The following is a 15,860-nucleotide window of genomic DNA, read 5'->3' as shown; positions in this document are numbered from 1 at the left end:
TTTTCCTTGAAAATAAAATCAAAGCCAAATTATACCATAAAAAATTTTACATATAATTTAATAAGCTAAGTTGGGAAATTGTTGTACTAGCTTTAAGAGAAGCTTGATATGCAAGTTGAACTTGCATTAAATTCATCATTGCTTCACCATAATCTACATCAATAACATTTGATTTGATAGATTGTACATTCACGCTTAAAAAAGTAGAACGAGTATTTACATCTTCTATTGTGTTGTGATATGCACCCATGGTTGTATTAAGCTTACTAATGTGATCTGCTAAATGATCAAGCCTTTCTAAAGCTCCTTGCATACCTGTATTTCTAGGATCTTCACTTTCAGAATCTGCTCTCATATTGCCTTTTAAAACAGCATCAATCATTGAATCTAAATCTTTAATAATATCCACATTTGGCTCATCAATAACCAAAGAGTTGTTTGCACTAAAACTAAAGTTTGGACCATTTGTTACTGAAGAAGTTGTGCTAAATGGTGGTTGTGGAAAGTGGCCACTTTGAGAATCGCTAAGAGAAATTTCTATATTAGTACCTGAAGAAAGTTTATCAGTAACACTAATACGGCCTTTATAATCCATACTTACATCAACAGTAGCTTGTGAATCTTTCATGAGTTGTTGTAAATTATTATAACCATTTGCATCAACTTTTCCATTTGTAGCTGTTATGCTTTGGGTTGGAATTTTATCTGCAGCAAACATACCTATAATATCATTAATTTGACCATAAGTAATATCATTTGATCCTGTAACAACTCCACTATTTCCAGTTGCAGGATCGGTATGGGTTATAGGAAAACTTATAGTTTGACCTGGATTATTAGGATCAGGATAGCTTACAGTTGAAGTTTGTAAATTTATAGTAACATCGTAAGAATTTCCACCTTTGGAATTGACTTTTAAATTTAAAGTAGTACCATTTAGGCTATCTCCTGCCATTACCTCACTAAGTTTGGTTGAATCAGTCGCATAAGCATTGCTTCCTTTGATAACTTGAGAAACATTACCATAAACAGTATTTCCATTTTTTTCAAAATATACATTATCATAATCAGCCCCATTAGTAGCATTTCCATCTGTATCTGTCATTTTACTTTTGATAAAATCAGTTTGTTTTAAATCGATTGTGAATTGTTGATTATTGATTGTTACAGTTACAGGGCTGTTTAATTTTGTTATATCTCCGTTACTAGGAGCAGCTGTAGCAGCTTGCATAACCCTATTTGTAACTTCATCCATTGAAATGCCTTCTTGTTTGGCAGCATCAATAATACCTGTAAGTTCAGCTCTATCATCGGCTTGTGGTGTGAAAGCTACAGCGTGAAAATCGAGTTTGTTGTTGCCTTGCTTTAGATCTGTAATTTGAATTTGACCACTATCATTCATGCTTACTTCTACTACTTTATTATTTGGAGTATTACCATAAAGAGCTCCGATATTTTCCATTACATCTTCTAAAGTATCTTCAGGTTTTACAAGTACAGCGCTTTTAAAGCTTGTTCCATCAGGTTTAGTACCTTGAACATAAAGAGTTGTTGGAGGAAAATCTAGTTTATCATCATATTCAAAATCTTTATCAGGATCCAAACCATTATCTTTTACATAACCTTGTCCGATAAGCTGTTGCCATTTAGAATCTCCTGTGAGATATTTAGTTTTATCAGGGTCTTTATTTAAATCCCAACGATTATCTGTAAAACTAACATTGGTGCTTATTTGTTTTTTATAGTCTCCGTCTGCTTTAAAAAATAAATCCCAGCCTGGTATATTGTATGGGCTTTCAGTTCCAGCTCCAGTTACTACATTAATATTATTTTTATCTCCATAATAATTTCCATTAGAATCAAAAGGTTTGTTTGCAACTTGAGAACCTGCAAAAAGATACTGACCATTAACGCTAGTATTTGCAAGCTGAACTATACTTTCTTTTATGCGTTCTAGTTCTTTTGCTATAGCCTCTCTTGAGGTTTGAGAATTGCTATCGCTTGCAGCTTGAGTTACTTTAACTTTAAAATCTTCAAGAAGTTTAACCATGTCTTGTAAAGCTTTCATGCTATTTTGAGTCATTTCTTGAGCTCTACTAGTTGATTCTTTTACTTGCTCTAATGTTTTAATTTCATATTCAAGACGCGTATTATCTATATAAGTGCTTGCATCTTCATATGAATTTTGAATTTTTAAACCTGAAGCAAGTTGTTGAGATATCTGATATAAAGCACTTTGACCGCCCATAGAATTATTCACGCTATTTGTGAAGTTAAGTTTATTTGTAATTCTCATTTTTTTCCTCTAAAGTATTAAAGTTAAAATCTTTTCAAACATTGCTAATAAACAAAAGCAATAACTGTTCCAAAAATTTAAATTATATAATTTTATATCGTCTTTTTGAAAATACTTTTTATTTTTAAAGTATTTTTTAGCCTAAAAAAGTATAATTTTAGCTTTAAATCTTAAAAATGAGCCCGAGTGGTGAAACTGGTAGACGCGCCAGACTCAAAATCTGGTAAGGGCAACCTTGTGTCGGTTCGAGTCCGACCTCGGGCACCACTTATTTTTTGCGGGAATAGCTCAGGGGTAGAGCACAACCTTGCCAAGGTTGGGGTCGCGAGTTCGAATCTCGTTTCCCGCTCCATAGAGTAAAAAAATATAAAATCTTTTTAATTATAAATTCTCGCTTTTCTCTAATACTAAAAAATACTCATTTTCTAGAATTTCAAGTTCTTTTTGCATTACTTCAAGTTCTTGATAAAGCTTGTTAATACCTATTTCTTGATATACATTTGGATCGGATAAATCTTGATTTAATTTAGCTATCTTTTGCTCTAAAAAATCTATTTTTTCAGGATGGTTTTTTAATATCTCATTTTCTTTGTAGCTTAATTTTTTAGAGCTTTTTTCTTTTTGGTTATTATTTTGCTCTTGGGTTTGAAGTTCTAAAGCAAAATTATCCAATTCTTCAATTTCTTTTTCATTTTCAAGATATTCAGTGTAAAGAGTGTGTAAAATATTTATATATCCATCTCCCTCAAAAGCATAAAGTTTTGTTGCGATTTTATCAACAAAGTATCTATCGTGCGATACTAGCAAAATAGCCCCTTCAAAACTAAGTAAATATTCTTCTAATATATTAATCGTAGCTATATCAAGATCATTAGTTGGCTCATCTAAAATCAAAACATCATATTCTTTAGTAAAAAGCAAGGCTAAAGCAACGCGATTTTTCTCTCCACCGCTTAAAAGAGCCACGCTTTTATCTAAAAATTCCTTAGGAAATAAAAAATTTTTCAAATATCCATAAACATGCATATTTTTACCGCGAACTTCAACCCTATCTCCACCATTGGGACAAAAAATTTCAAGCAAGCTTTTATCAGAATTTACCAAGCTTCTAGCCTGATCAAAATATCCTATCTTAAGCTCTCCGCGTTTTATTTCACCGCAATCTTGTTTTATTTGCCCTAGAAGAATTTTTAACAATGTTGATTTCCCGCAACCATTTCTTCCTACGATAGCTATACGTTCACCTTGTAAAATACGCGTTGAAAAATCTTTAAAAAGATTTTTATTGTTTATATTTTTGCTTATATTTTTAAGCTCAAAAAGCATTTTTTTACGATTGATCGTTTTTTCTCCATTAAAATTTAAAGCCGCTCTTGAAATTTCAAGTTTTAAGCGTTTGATTGCTCCAGGATTTTTTTTCGCTTCTTCACGCATTTTAAAAATGCGTTCTTTTCGTCCTTCATTTCTTTTAAGTCTTGCTTTAACCCCTCTTCTAAGCCATTCTTCTTCGCTTTTTAATTGCTTTAAAAGAGTTTCATGGCTCTTAGCAAGGCTTTGTAAAATTTGTGTTTTTTTCTCTAAATAGTTTGCATATCCGCCTTTAAAAATACTAAGTTTACCCTGCTCTACTTCTACACACTTGTGTGCTATAGCGTCAATAAAATATCTATCATGGGAAATAAAAATCACACACATCTTTGAATTTTTTAGCAATTCTTCCAAAAAGCTTGTCATATATACATCTAAATGATTAGTTGGTTCATCAAGCAATAAAATATCAGGATTTTTTAGTAAAAGTATGCAAAGCCCAACGCGGCGTATTTCTCCGCCACTTAAAGTAGATATAATGCGATTTTCATACTCAAGCAAACTAAATTCTTTTAAAACGCGTATTATTTTAGATTCTATATTCCAAGCATCTTTACTATCAATCAAAGTCATAAGTGTATCTATTTTTTTAAGATAATCTTTATTACTAGGATCTTCTTCTAATTTTTTATGCAGTATTTCATATTCTTCTAAAGCATTGTAAATTTCTGCAAGCTCTTGCTTGATAGCTTCTTTTACACTTAAATTTGCGTTAAAATCAACGCTTTGTGAAAGCATGGCTATGCTTTTTCCATTTTGTCTTATTACTCTACCGCTATCTAAAGGAAGTGTGCCTAAAAGCGTTTTTAAAAAAGTAGATTTTCCTTCTCCATTTTTCCCTATAATAGCAATCTTTTCTCCCTCGTTTGCACTAAAATTTGCTTCATTTAAAACTATTTTGTCTCCAAATTTTTTTGAAGCTTCAATTAAATCTATAAGAGCCATTTTTTATCCTTGACTGAGTTTAAAGCTAAAACTAGAACCATAGCCTAAAGTGCTAGAAATTTCAAGATAACTTTTATGTATATTTAAAATTTTCTTTACTAAAAAAAGTCCTAAACCAAAAGAATTATCGCTTTTTACATCAATTTTATAAAATTTTTTTGTAATCAATTTTATTTTATCTTCTTCTATGCCTTTTCCAAAATCTTGCACTATTATCTTTTGATCTCTTGCTGTTAAAATGACTTCTTTTTGACTATATTTTAAAGCATTAGAAAGCAAATTTATAATCACTTGCTCGATTAAAAATTCATCAGCCTTAACTTTCGTGCTTTTACCTTGCAATACAACTCTTTCAAAGCCTGGGTTTTTAGTGATTTTTTCACATAGAAAAAAAAGATCAAATTCTTGCATTTGCAAGGCTTCACTATTAAGATTAAAAACAAAATTAAGCTTATGGGTTAAAGCATTAAGTTTAATACTTTGACGCGAAATTTTTTCTAGTAATTCCTTTTTTAATTTTTTATCTTCCAATTTCTCATCTTTTAGCATCTCTAAGCTAAGATCAATCACGCTTAATGGATTTTTAAGCTCATGAGAAATAGCAGAAATCACACTAGCAAGCTGAGTATTTTTTAAAGTAATTTTATCGCTTTGTTTTTTATTTTTTTGGGTATTCTTTAGAATTTTATCCTTAGTTTTTAAAAGTTTCTCATTTAGTAAATTAAATTCTTTAAACATTCCTTTTTCTAATATAACAACTTTATGATCCCCTATAGAATCTAAAAAATCCAAAATTTTATTAAAATTTTTCTCTATTCTTCTACCTAGCAACAACATTAAAATAAAAACAAACAGCAAGCACACTCCAAAACCGATTGCTATTTTTGTCCAAAAAAGTTCTAAATCTAAAAAACGAGGATAAACAATAATAATATATTTATATCCTTTGTAAATAAAGCTTTTAGTAAGAATTTTTTTTGAATCGAAATTTAAAATTTCTCCTTCTTTAAGATTAGAAAAAAAATCAGGATTTTTTACAGAACTTATTTTCATATCATTGTTTAAGATAATAAAATCAGCCCTAGTATCTTTAGCAAAATCCTTGATATTAGCATCATTTAAATGCTCTAAGAGAGAAAATTTTAAAACATCATCAAGACTTTTGATTTTTTGTTCATATTGTTTTATAAGCAAGAAATTAAGATAAGAATTAGTAAAAGTATAAAAAATAAACCCAAAAATCAAAGCCAATACAACAAAAAAAACTATAAAAATATTTTTAGTTTTTAGCATAATTTATAGCCAACACCCCTAACACTTATAATATGATCTTTTAGTTTTGGAAATTTATTTCTAAGTCTTGTTAGAGCTATATTGATTGTTTTATCACTTGTAGTATCATCTTTCCAAACACTTTCGCTTAAAAATTGTCTAGTAAGCAAGGTATTTGGATTTTCAAAAAAACATTTTAAAAGCTCATAGTCAAGATTTGAGATTTCTAATTTTTGATTTTTGTAAAAGAATTCATAATTAGCCAAATCTAAAATAAAATCACCAAAAGATAGTTTTTCTTCTTCTTTTTTATGGCGTTTTAAAATTGCTTTAATGCGAAGCAAAAGCTCATTGAAATCAAAAGGTTTGCAAACATAATCATCACAACCACTTTCAAAGCCTTCGAGCAAATCTTGATGCAAAGCCTTGGCTGTAAGAAAAATAACTGCTTCTTTATATCCTTGCTCTCTTAAATCTTGAATTTTTTCTAAAGAATCTCCACTGGGCAAATTTCTATCGACTATTAAAAGATCGATTTGCTCATTATCGAGCAAATCTTCAACTCCAAAAAAATCCACTAAAGATATAACTTCATAACCACTAGATTTCAACTTTAAAACAAGCAGTTCGTTTAAATCTATATCATCTTCTATAATTAAAATTTTAAATTTCAACATATTGGACAAATACACACGCCTCTAATTGTTTTAGTTCATCTAATACTTCTTTCTGAACTTTTTCATCAATCAAAACAACAGCCAAAGCATACCCAAAACCATCTCTACCAAGCCTAAAATCAGCTATATTGATATTTTTAGCTGCCAAAACGGAGCTGATTTTAGCTATAACTCCTGGTATGTCTTTGTTTTTAAAAATAATCATTTTCCCTTTTGGCTTAAAATCAGTTTTAAAGCCATTTAATCCAACTATGCGTTGTTCATTTTCATTAAACACTGTTCCTGAAACACTGATATTTGAATTTTCGGTGATAATTTTAACGCTAAGTTTATTATTATAACCACTATTTGGAAGAGTTTCGCAAGATAATTCAACTCCTTTTTCTTTGGCAACAAATTCTGCATTAACATAATTAATTTTCTCTCCTAAAATTCCACCCAAAGCACCAACAGCTGCAAAGGTTAGCATAGAATTTGCATACTCGCCAATAATTCCTTCAGCCTCTAATTTAATACTTTTTATAGGATTTTTATCAATTTGAACAGCTAAAAAAGCCATTTTAGAAACAAGTTCTATATAAGGAGCTACAAAAGGTGGTAAATCTTCGGTTTTAATTGGCAAATTTAAGGCATTAGGATAAGCCACGCCTCGTGCTGCACTTAGTGCTTGCTCACAAGCTTCTCTTGCGATATTGTCTTGACTTTCTAAAGTATTTGCTCCTAGGTGAGAAGTAACTGAAATATTTTCAAAGTCTAAAAGAGGATGATTAGTCGCAGGTTCTTTATTGAATACATCTATACCAAGCCATGCTATTTTACCACTTTTTAAACCTTCATATAAAGCCTCTTCTGTGTACAATCCTCCGCGAGCACAATTTATTAATCTTATTCCATCTTTCATTTTTGCAATTTCTTGCTTTCCTATCATACCATTGGTTTCTTTGGTTTTTGGTGTGTGAATGGTAATAAAATCACTTTTTTCTAAAATTTCATCCAAATTTTTTGCTTGCTCCATATCTAAATCTGTAATCTTAGAAGCAGAAATATACGGATCGTAGGCTAAAATTTTCATACCAAATGCTTTAGCGCGGATAGCTACTCTTGAACCTATATTTCCAAAACCTATAACCCCTAGCGTTTTGTTCATCAATTCAATGCCATACCATTTTTCTCTTTCCCATTTTCTTTCAATTTTTAAAAAATTATGAGCATTGACAAAGCTTCTAGCTGATGTTAAAAGATGTACCATTGTTAGTTCAACTGCGGCAATAGTATTTGCAGTTGGGACATTCATCACAATCACTCCTCTTTTAGAACACTCTGGAATATCAACATTATCTACGCCCACCCCAGCACGCACAAGTGCTTTTAATTTTTTGGCATGATTTAAGAAATTTATATCTACATCTGTAGAACTTCTAGTAATAGCAACTTCAACATCGCTTAGCATTTGCATAAGTTCATCTTTTGGAACTTTTGCAGCTTCTATAAGCTCAATATCTTCAGCTTTTCTTAGAATATCGATACCTTTATCCAAAATAGCATCACATACTATAATCTTTTTTTTCATAACCAAATTTCCTTTACTTCTGTATTTATTTTATATTTTTTTAATTCTTTCATAATATCATCTATAAGTTTTTCATTACCTGTATCCAAAAAGATTTCTGGACTATCACCTGATTTAAGAAGAAAATACTTCACATTAAAAGAATTTAAAGTCTGTCTTAAGCAAAACATAGAATAAATATCATATTTTCCAACTATAAGTTGATAATATTTATTTTTCTCCTTAAGCTCGCTAGTATCCGCATCAAAATATAAGGTAAATTTTTCTGCTGCTGGGGTAAAATCTCGTGTAGGCCATTTTGCTAATTCTTCTTGCCATGAAAGATCTTGATTTTGGGTTTGAATGCTTGGCTGCGTATTTGTATCTTTAGCAAATTGTGGAATGAAATTTACATTAGCTTTAAATTGCCAAAGCAATGTAAAAACAACAGCAAGCAAAATGAGTAATAAAATACTCAAAATGCTTATTGTAATGTATTTTTTCATTAAGTTAGCTGATCTTTAATGATATCACCTAAAGTCACTTTATCATCATTATTGATTTCATTAAGAACTTCTCTTTCTTTCATTCTAATAAGATTTTTAACACTTAGGCGAATTCTATTTTTCTTTTCATCAATAAAAACTATAGCAGCTTCAATATCGTCGCCAATTTTCAAATTTTCAAGCATAGAAGTGCTTATATCTTCTTTATGAATTAAAGCATCAACATTTTTACTTAGCTCTACAAAAACACCAAAATCTTTAATATCACGGATAGCGCCTTTTACAATATCGCCGACTTTATGAATTTTGGCATATTCTTGCACTGGAGAACTGCTTAATTCTTTTGTGCTTAATGATATTTTTTGGTTTTCTTCGTCTATTTTGATAATTTTTACTTTGATTTTATCCCCTTGGGAGAATTTATCTTTGCACTTATCGTTTCTATCCCAAGAAGCATCTTCATTATGCAATAAACCTTCAATACCGCCAAGTTTAACAAATGCACCAAAAGAAGTTACCGAGGTAATTTCTCCTTCAACCACATCTGCAATTTTGTAAGATTTCATAAATTCATCAAAAGGTCTAGAAAGTAAATTTCTTAAAGATACTCTTAAGCGTCTTTCATTCGGATTGATTTCAATTACTTCAACATCAATTTCTTGACCTTTGTTGATATAATCTTTTGGATTTTTGATGTTTTTATCCCAAGAAATTTCACTGATATGTAAAAATCCTTCTATATCATTTCCTAAATCTACAAAAGCACCATAAGGCTCTATATTTGATACTATTACTTTAATGGTATCACCTACATCAAGAGTATCTTTTATCTCGCTCCATGGATCAGGTAAAGCCGCTTTTATAGATAAGGATAAATGTTTGCGTTCTTTATCATACTTTATTACTTTAACTGGAACTTTATCGCCCTCTTTATAAAGTGTTCCAGGATTTACAGGTCCTTTGTAAGAAATTTCGCTGTAATGAACAAGGCCATCAACACCTCCTACATCTACAAACATACCATAAGTGGTAATTTTTTTCACAATACCTTCAATTAAATCTTCTTGTTGTGCTACATTATTGATCAATTCTTTGCGTTTTCTTCTCTCCTCATCTAAAGTTTTTTTACGAGAAACAATGATACTTTGCTCATCTTTGTCGATTTTAATAATTTTAACTTTAAACGTTTTGCCTATAATGTTATTTGTTTCTTTGAAGCCATATTGAGATTTTGGCAAGAAAAATTCAACATCATTTTCATCAACAACTATCAATCCGCCTTTATTTTTTCCAACTACTTTTACGGTAAAAATATCATCTTGATTTTCTTGATAGTTTTTAATAAATTCAATAACTTTTTCTTTTCTCAAAGCTTTTTTATGAGAAAGTAAAGATCTGCCACCACGAGAACCCATAACAGAAACTTTAATACTATCGCCTACATTAAATAATAACTTAGAATTGTCATCTTGTATTTCGCTAAGAGCTAAAATACCTTCAGATTTTTTACCTATATCTACATAAACTTCATCATTTTTGATCTCTACAATCACACCCTCTGTTGTAGCCTCTTCTCTTGATTTATCAAAAGCCTCTAAAAGCTGTCCAAAATCTTCTTCCTCAAGATAATCGTCTACAATGCCTTGAACTTTTTTGTTCACCTCGCTCATTATGGTCCTTTAAAATAATTTTTAGAAATTGATTGATTTTACCTTATTTTTCTTTAATTAGTGTTAAGTTTTTTTATTTTTGTTAATTTTTTTTAAATTTTTGACTTTTTTATTCTATATTGAAAACATTTTTTAATTAATTTTAAAATTTTCTATTTTGGCGATAACTTTTTGTATGATCCAATCAGGAGTACTAGCACCTGCACTAATACCACAATGTTTTTTATCTAAAAACCATTCTTTTTTTAACTCTTCTTCGGTTTCAATTAGATAACTATCTTCACAATTGGTTTTTGCAATCAAAAAAAGTTGTTTTGTATTGGCTGAGTTTTTACCCCCTACAACAACCATAACATCACTTTTAAGCGAGAGTTCTTTAATGGCATCTTGATTTTTAAAGGTTGCATCACATATAGTATTAAAAACTCTTACTTCTTTGGTTTTAAGTATTAAAAAATTTACTATCTCCATAAAATGTTCAGGCTTCTTAGTTGTTTGGCTTACTACAGCTATTTTATTAGGAAGTTTTATATGTTGAAGCTCTTTTTTATCCAAAACTACATAAGCTTTTGTGCTTACATAACTTTTTACTCCTTTAACTTCGGGATGATTTTCATCTCCAAAAATAACAACTTCATAACCCTCCTTGCTCATTTGCTCGCAAATTTGTTGTGGCTTTGTAACAAAAGGACAAGTGGCATCAAAAATTTCTATATCTTTTTTTCTCAATTCTTCTAAATCTTGCTTTGTAATACCATGAGTTCTTATAATAGCCTTTTTTTCATTGCTTAAAGCTTTTATATTTTCCAAAGTTTTGACATTAAAATTTTTTTGTAAACGAGAAATTTCTTCGTTATTATGAATAAGAGGACCTATAGTTGCGGCATCTTTTATTTGTTCTGCTTTTTTAATAGCTCTTTTAACACCAAAACAAAAACCATAGTTTTTTGCTAATTCAATAATCAATCCTAGCTCCTAAATTTGATAAAATCTCTATAAAATTTGGAAAAGAAGTTTTTATACAATCACTATCATCAATCTCAACTCCACAAAGCAAACCTAAAATAGCAAAACTCATAGCAATACGGTGATCCCCATAGCTTTTAATTTTTGAAGATTTTAGTTCGCATCCACCTTCTATTTCAAAACCATCATCAAGTTCTCTAGCTTCAACACCACAAAGCTTTAGATTTTCAACCATCACAGCAATCCTATCGCTTTCTTTAACGCGCAATTCTTTAGCATTTATTAAACTAGATTTACCCTTAGCTAAAGCAAAAGCTATGGCCAAAGCAGGCGCTTCATCTATCAACCAAGCGATATTATCTTTAACTTCTATGCCATTAAGCTTGCTAGACTCTACCCTGATCTCACCAATAGTTTCAAAATCATTTTGAGTTATTGTCATTTCAAGTTTGGCGCCCATTTTTTGCAAAATTTTATACGCCTCTATACGAGTAGGATTAAGTAAAATATTTTTTAAAACAATTTGAGATTTAGGCAAAATAATAGCTACTAAAGCAAAATAGAAAGCCGAAGAAGGATCATTAGGAATGATTATATTTTGAGCTTTTAAAGGTTTTTTTAAAGGACTTATTTCAAGACTTAAGCCATCATTACTAACCCTTATCGGAGCTTTCATAGCCTTTAACATGTTTTCACTATGATTTCGACTAAGAGAAATTTCACTAAAAGTGCATACATTATCAGCTCTAAAAGCAGATAAAATCATAGCTGTTTTAACTTGAGCTGAAGAAATTTCGCTTTTATAGTTAAAAGCTTTTAAATTTTGACCTTCTATACAAAGTGGAGCTAAATTTGCCTCATTTCTTCCATAAATTCTAGCGCCTATTTGAGTAAGTGGTTTGTTTATCCTTCTCATAGGACGATTATTCAAATACTTATCTCCACTTAAAACAAAAAAACCAGAAATTCCTGCTAAAAATCCTATCATCAAACGCATAGCAGTTCCTGAATTTCCACAGTCTAAAATACAATTTGGAGATAAAATTTCTTTAGGGGGTATAATTTTGACGCAAGAATCTTTTTCTTCAATTTTAGCTCCAAGATTTTTTATAATTTCAAGAGTGTTTAAAGTATCTTGAGCTAAGAGATAATTTTGAGCCTTATTTTCTTCTTGTGTTAAAAGCGAAAATATAGCAAAACGATGAGATATGCTTTTATCTGCTGCTATATTTTCAAGTGTAGCATTTACAGGGGTTTGCAATTTGTAAATTTTCATCTTAAACCAAGACCTAAATTTTTAAGAGTATTTAAAATTTTATCCATGCATTCATTTACTTGATTATCTTCTAAAGTTTTATTTATATCCCTAAAAGAAAAACTTATGGTAATGCTATAAAATTCTTTAAGGTTTTCATCGCTATAAATATCAACTAAACGAAAATTTTCAAGTATTTCTAAATTTAATTCTTCGATACAATTTTTAATCTGATTGTATTCAAAACCTTTAGGTATTAACACGCTAAGATCTCTGGTGATAGCTGGGAATTTGGAATAAGGCTTAGCTATTTTAAAATCTTGCTTAATTAAATCTAAATCAAGTTCGCAAATATATGTTTTTGGCAAATCTCTCTCATTTTCTATTTTTAAATGCAAACGGCCTATAAAACCTACTTTAATATCTGATAGATAAATATCTGCTTGTTCATAAGGGCTTAAAATATTATATTTTGATGATTTTAGTTTAAAATCGCCTATAATATTTTTAATGTCTAAAAGAAAATCATAAAATTGCACCGATTCAGGTTTTGCCTTGTTGGAAATTTTAGCTTCTTCTTTTAAGCCAGAATGGATAAATGCGATACGATTTAATTCTTGATTATTGACATTGAAAACAACCCCTAGTTCAAAAAGTTTAATAATTTTTTTAGAATTTTTTGCATTTAAACTTGCTGCATTCAATAAATGATTTAAAAGGGTTGTTCTTAAAGTATTAAGTTCTGCTGTAATTGGATTGATTAGTTTTAATTTAACAGAGTCAAAACCCAATCTTTTAAGTTCTTCTTCATTGTCTAAAACATAATGTAAGCTTTCAAAATAACCACTAGCTACTGCTCTTTTCCTTAAATTTAAAAACTCAATATAATTTTTATATGCAGAATTTAAACGATTTTTTTCTACAAATTCTAAACCCTTGGAAGCAATATTATCAATACCTATAATTCTTACAACTTCTTCGCAAATATCTGATAAATTTTTAATATCAGGACGATGTAAAGGTGCTTTAACATTTATAAGCCCTTCGCCTGAAAGTATAAGTTCAAAACCTAATTTTTTCAATATTTTTAATACTTCATCTTTATCAACATTTTGCCCTATTATATCGCCAATACTTTCAATACTTATTGGTATGATTGGTAATTCTTTGTCGGTTAAAATTTGTTGAGAAGAACTATAAATAACAAGATTTGGAATCTGCTCAAAAATACTAAGTAAAAAATCCATTCCTAAATTTAATTTAGGCTCACTTCCCCTAAAACTTCTATAAAGTATTTTTTCATCTTGATCTTTATGATATATTTTAGCATCTGCAATCACCAATGGATCGGTATAATTAGCCTCAATAATAATTATTTTAGAATCATCTTTGCATCTACTTTCATTATTTTGGAAAATTCCGCTAAAGCTTAAAAGTTTATCTTTGTAAGATACTTTTGTTTCTCCATGCATTTGCTTGCTTAAATTGATGGTAAATTCTTCATCTTTTTCAGAAAAACTACTTAAATCATAAGCATTAAAAAGAACACCAGTTGAATGCGTTGCATAATTTAATAAATTTTCTATGGAATTTTTTCCCAAACTTTCAATTTGAGCAAGTCTTAAACTAAGCAATAAATTTGTTCGAATTTCTTCTTTTAGCTCTATGGCTCGATAATTATAAAGTCCATTAAGTTCTTTCTCAGCTGCTAAGCGCAAAATTCTACCAATACCTAAAACATTTTCACTTTCTTTGAATGGTTTTGGTTCTTTTAAATTTAAATTTAAAGCTGTAGCTAAATCACGAGCAATGCCATAAATACTTAAACAATCACCCCTATTAGGAGTAAGTTCTACTTCTATTAGCTCATCATTAAAAATTTCATAAGTATTTAAAGGTCTCCCAAGTTCTAATTTCCCTATACTCTCATCTAAAAGCATAATTCCTTCATTGATTTTTTCAAAACCCAGTTCTAAACTAGAACAAAGCATACCACAAGAATCCACTCCTCGTAATTTTGCTTCTTTTATTTCCATACCGTTTGGCATGATAGCACCTTTAGTTGCAACAGCTACAAATTGTCCTGCATCAACATTCGCAGCACCGCAGACAATTTGCAAGGTTTCGCTTCCGATATCAACTTGACAAATGCTTAATTTATCTGAATTTTCATGTTTAATTTTTTCCTTAACATAGCCTACAACAACTTTATCTGGAGCCTTTAAAGCGCCAACCCTATCAACTTCTATACCTATAGAGTTTAAAGTTTTAGCTATTTTATCCGAACTTATTTCTTCAAGTTCTAACCAATCATTCAACCAACTTTTAGTAATTATCATCTAAACTGCTCCAATAATCTCAAATCACCTTCAAATAAAGATCTTAAATCTGGAATTTGATGCAAAAGCATTGCAAAACGCTCTACTCCCAATCCAAAGGCATAACCACTTACATTTTCATAACCAACAAAATTATAAACATTAGGATCAACTATTCCACATCCTAAAACTTCAAGCCAACCTGTATGTTTGCAAACTCTACAACCCTTTCCTTTGCAAAACACACAAGAAATATCAACTTCAGCAGAAGGCTCTGTAAATGGGAAAAAACTTGGACGAAAACGAACTTTCACATCTCCGAACATATAACGCAAAAAATCTTCCAATACACTTTTTAAATTTGCAAAGTTAACCTTTTGCCCTTCTTCCACCACAAGGCCTTCAACTTGATGAAACATAGGAGTATGCGTAATATCAAAATCTCTTCTAAATACAGCACCAGGGGCTATCATCCTAATAGGAGGTTTTTGTGCAAGCATTGTCCGTATTTGCACTGGCGAAGTTTGTGTTCTTAAAAGCCTTTTATCATCAAAATAAAAGGTATCTTGCATATCTCTTGCAGGGTGAGATTTAGGCAAATTTAACGCTTCAAAATTATGAAAGTCATCTTCTATTAAAGGCCCTTTTTCTATGCTAAAATTCAAAGCTATAAAATACTCTATGATTTTATCCATGGTGCTCATAACAGGATGCAAGGCACCCGTTGTAATACTTTCATCAAAATAGTTAAAATTTAAAGCATCTTGTTTCATTCTTTCTTCTAAAGCAAGATTTTCCAAATCTTTAAATTTGGCTAAATAAGCCTCATTAAATATTTCTTTTTGTGCATTTAGTTTAGCAGCAAATTCTTTTTTCGCCTCATCTTCTAACTCTTTAAGTTTTGTAAAGCCTTCTGTTAAAATACCTTTTTTTCCAAGAACGGAAATCCTAATAGCTTCCAAATCATTTAAATTCTCACATTTTTGAATCTGTTCTATAAAATTTTGCAATTTTCTCACCTTAAAATAAAATATTTCA

Annotated in this window: 11 protein-coding genes and 2 tRNA genes; 2 read left to right on the top strand and 11 right to left on the bottom strand. The window is 30.1% G+C overall.

Annotated features, from left to right (window positions below):
- Positions 1-46 precede the first annotated feature (46 nt).
- A complete protein-coding gene (flgL, locus tag AJN70_RS01130) occupies positions 47-2,296 on the bottom strand; it encodes a flagellar hook-associated protein FlgL (protein WP_012006694.1) in 2,250 nt (749 codons plus the stop codon).
- Positions 2,297-2,476: 180 nt separating this feature from the next.
- On the opposite strand from flgL, the gene AJN70_RS01125 reads away from it, so the two are divergent.
- Together AJN70_RS01125 and AJN70_RS01120 are read left to right on the top strand one after the other, a co-directional pair.
- A tRNA-Leu gene (locus tag AJN70_RS01125) sits at positions 2,477-2,563 on the top strand.
- Positions 2,564-2,573: 10 nt separating this feature from the next.
- A tRNA-Gly gene (locus AJN70_RS01120) sits at positions 2,574-2,648 on the top strand.
- A gap of 29 nt (positions 2,649-2,677) precedes the next feature.
- On the opposite strand, the gene abc-f is transcribed toward AJN70_RS01120, so the two are convergent.
- The 10 genes from abc-f to pheS all read right to left on the bottom strand — a co-directional run bounded on the left by abc-f (position 2,678) and on the right by pheS (position 15,832).
- The gene (abc-f, locus tag AJN70_RS01115) at positions 2,678-4,609 is read right to left on the bottom strand and encodes a ribosomal protection-like ABC-F family protein (protein WP_002865923.1); all 1,932 of its coding nucleotides are present in this window, start codon (positions 4,607-4,609) and stop codon (positions 2,678-2,680) included.
- Between the two features lie 3 nt (positions 4,610-4,612).
- A complete protein-coding gene (locus AJN70_RS01110; protein ID WP_070295355.1) occupies positions 4,613-5,902 on the bottom strand; it encodes a sensor histidine kinase in 1,290 nt (429 codons plus the stop codon).
- Entirely contained in the window at positions 5,896-6,558 is a 663-nt protein-coding gene (locus AJN70_RS01105; protein ID WP_002865921.1) for a response regulator transcription factor, read from the bottom strand. The genes AJN70_RS01110 and AJN70_RS01105 overlap by 7 nt, the downstream gene beginning before the upstream one ends.
- Positions 6,545-8,128, bottom strand: coding sequence for a phosphoglycerate dehydrogenase (gene serA / locus AJN70_RS01100; RefSeq protein WP_044780500.1), 1,584 nt, complete (start codon positions 8,126-8,128; stop codon positions 6,545-6,547). Before serA ends, AJN70_RS01105 begins: the two co-directional genes overlap by 14 nt.
- Positions 8,125-8,613, bottom strand: a complete 489-nt coding sequence (locus AJN70_RS01095; protein WP_044780501.1) for a hypothetical protein — start codon at positions 8,611-8,613, stop codon at positions 8,125-8,127. The genes serA and AJN70_RS01095 overlap by 4 nt, the downstream gene beginning before the upstream one ends.
- Entirely contained in the window at positions 8,613-10,283 is a 1,671-nt protein-coding gene (locus AJN70_RS01090; RefSeq protein ID WP_053872271.1) for a 30S ribosomal protein S1, read from the bottom strand. Before AJN70_RS01090 ends, AJN70_RS01095 begins: the two co-directional genes overlap by 1 nt.
- 132 nt (positions 10,284-10,415) lie before the next feature.
- Positions 10,416-11,249: a 4-hydroxy-3-methylbut-2-enyl diphosphate reductase gene (locus AJN70_RS01085; RefSeq protein ID WP_002861592.1), complete on the bottom strand. Its 834-nt coding sequence runs from the start codon at positions 11,247-11,249 to the stop codon at positions 10,416-10,418.
- Positions 11,239-12,525, bottom strand: a complete 1,287-nt coding sequence (gene aroA, locus AJN70_RS01080) for a 3-phosphoshikimate 1-carboxyvinyltransferase (protein WP_004305942.1) — start codon at positions 12,523-12,525, stop codon at positions 11,239-11,241. The genes AJN70_RS01085 and aroA overlap by 11 nt, the downstream gene beginning before the upstream one ends.
- Positions 12,522-14,843, bottom strand: coding sequence for a phenylalanine--tRNA ligase subunit beta (gene pheT / locus AJN70_RS01075; protein ID WP_070210072.1), 2,322 nt, complete (start codon positions 14,841-14,843; stop codon positions 12,522-12,524). The genes aroA and pheT overlap by 4 nt, the downstream gene beginning before the upstream one ends.
- Positions 14,840-15,832: a phenylalanine--tRNA ligase subunit alpha gene (gene pheS / locus AJN70_RS01070; RefSeq protein WP_070295353.1), complete on the bottom strand. Its 993-nt coding sequence runs from the start codon at positions 15,830-15,832 to the stop codon at positions 14,840-14,842. Before pheS ends, pheT begins: the two co-directional genes overlap by 4 nt.
- Positions 15,833-15,860: the final 28 nt, after the last annotated feature.

Source organism: Campylobacter sp. BCW_4341 (assembly GCF_001764255.1).
Classification (GTDB): domain Bacteria; phylum Campylobacterota; class Campylobacteria; order Campylobacterales; family Campylobacteraceae; genus Campylobacter_D; species Campylobacter_D jejuni.
This window is presented reverse-complemented; position numbering and strand designations above follow the sequence as displayed.

What these genes read in the sequence shown, in the direction of transcription:
- flgL (WP_012006694.1), bottom strand. Translation starts at nt 2,296, where the DNA reads ATGAGAATTACAAATAAACTTAACTTCACAAATAGCGTGAATAATTCT.
- abc-f (WP_002865923.1), bottom strand. Translation starts at nt 4,609, where the DNA reads ATGGCTCTTATAGATTTAATTGAAGCTTCAAAAAAATTTGGAGACAAA.
- AJN70_RS01110 (WP_070295355.1), bottom strand. Translation starts at nt 5,902, where the DNA reads ATGCTAAAAACTAAAAATATTTTTATAGTTTTTTTTGTTGTATTGGCT.
- AJN70_RS01105 (WP_002865921.1), bottom strand. Translation starts at nt 6,558, where the DNA reads ATGTTGAAATTTAAAATTTTAATTATAGAAGATGATATAGATTTAAAC.
- serA (WP_044780500.1), bottom strand. Translation starts at nt 8,128, where the DNA reads ATGAAAAAAAAGATTATAGTATGTGATGCTATTTTGGATAAAGGTATC.
- AJN70_RS01095 (WP_044780501.1), bottom strand. Translation starts at nt 8,613, where the DNA reads ATGAAAAAATACATTACAATAAGCATTTTGAGTATTTTATTACTCATT.
- AJN70_RS01090 (WP_053872271.1), bottom strand. Translation starts at nt 10,283, where the DNA reads ATGAGCGAGGTGAACAAAAAAGTTCAAGGCATTGTAGACGATTATCTT.
- aroA (WP_004305942.1), bottom strand. Translation starts at nt 12,525, where the DNA reads ATGAAAATTTACAAATTGCAAACCCCTGTAAATGCTACACTTGAAAAT.
- pheT (WP_070210072.1), bottom strand. Translation starts at nt 14,843, where the DNA reads ATGATAATTACTAAAAGTTGGTTGAATGATTGGTTAGAACTTGAAGAA.